Below are 1,130 nucleotides of genomic sequence, written 5' to 3'. Positions count from 1 at the left end.
TAGGTTCGACCAAAACATCAATGCTGCTTTGGGGGTAAGTTTGCTGGAGGGTTTCTAGAGTGGGAAAAAACAGCAGTTGATTGCTAATTCCTCCCGGTACAAGGGTTAATATTCGCATTTTATCTGGATATACCTGAATCGGTCAGCTTAATTTTAGCAGTGTCCCTCGTTATTCACTAAATCCGGGCAGCGATGTTTTTTCTCAACAGAATGCGATCGCAGATTCTCTTAAGTATTACCGGAAGGATTAGAGCCGTACATAGCATTTAAAACCAAAGCGGGGTCAACGTATTGATTGCCGTACATCAGTCCCCAGTGCAGGTGTGGTCCGGTGGTGCGTCCGGTCATTCCCACTCTAGCCATGCGGGCCCCTGCTGGTATATCCTGACCGAGAGTAAGGACGATTCCTCCTGACCTGTCAATTAAAAAAGTACCACGGCTGTCGGATTGAACCGAACCCATGAGATGACAATAAATATGCGTCCATTGACCCGATTGCATCTTAATCATGGTGCCACAGCCTGTATTATCCGATAATTCGACGATTCTGCCGGTCCACCAATTGCGAATATAACTGCCCAAGGGTGCGGCCAGATCTAACCCGGCATGAAATTGTTGACTACCATCCATGGGAGAGAAACGATAACCGAAACCGGAGGTATAGGTTTGAAAGTTTTCCACGGGAAAGGAGGCCCCGGCCCAAGCATTTTGAGCCATGAGGGTGGGATTAGCTTTAACGGGGTGTAAACGGTCAAATCCTAGAGAAATTAACGTGACAAGACAGCTAATCGCTAAAAAACGCAGGAATTTAACAGGCAGATATTTGAGCATGAGACTTACTCCAGACACCACAATTAAATATACCGCTAATTTTACTGGCGGCTTTTAACCGATATTTTAGTTAAGTTTTGAGTTATTATTGAGCATTGGTTAGGGATTGACAACATTTCCCCTCGGGCTGCCGATTCTCCGACTCCCCCACTTAATTTTTACTTTTTACTGACTCGTACCATGTTAGACCTAAAGCAAATTAGAGAAAATCCAGAGGAAGTACAGAAACGCTTAGATAGTCGGGGAGGTAGTTATGATATTGCCCCTATTATCCAGTTAAATCAACAACAGAAGGCTTT

Annotated in this window: 2 protein-coding genes and 1 pseudogene; 1 reads left to right on the top strand and 2 read right to left on the bottom strand. The window is 44.7% G+C overall.

What is annotated here, in order from left to right; all coding sequences use genetic code 11:
• A pseudogene (locus PX484_RS05735) lies at positions 1–118 on the bottom strand (glycosyltransferase family 9 protein); the annotation flags it as partial.
• Between the two features lie 110 nt (positions 119–228).
• Positions 229–831, bottom strand: coding sequence for a M23 family metallopeptidase (locus PX484_RS05730; protein WP_287701612.1), 603 nt, complete (start codon positions 829–831; stop codon positions 229–231).
• A 180-nt stretch (positions 832–1,011) separates the two neighbouring features.
• Here PX484_RS05730 and PX484_RS05725 point away from each other — a divergent pair.
• A partial coding sequence (locus PX484_RS05725; RefSeq protein ID WP_288103119.1) for a hypothetical protein occupies positions 1,012–1,130 on the top strand: 119 nt, incomplete at its 3' end.

This window comes from Microcystis sp. M49636_WE2 (assembly GCF_030065375.1).
Lineage (GTDB): Bacteria > Cyanobacteriota > Cyanobacteriia > Cyanobacteriales > Microcystaceae > Microcystis > Microcystis aeruginosa_C.
Note: the sequence above shows the minus strand (reverse complement) of the source record. Positions and strands in the feature narration are given on the sequence as shown.

Excerpts from the sequence above, each read along its gene's own strand:
- PX484_RS05730 (WP_287701612.1), bottom strand. The coding sequence starts at position 831 with ATGCTCAAATATCTGCCTGTTAAATTCCTGCGTTTTTTAGCGATTAGC.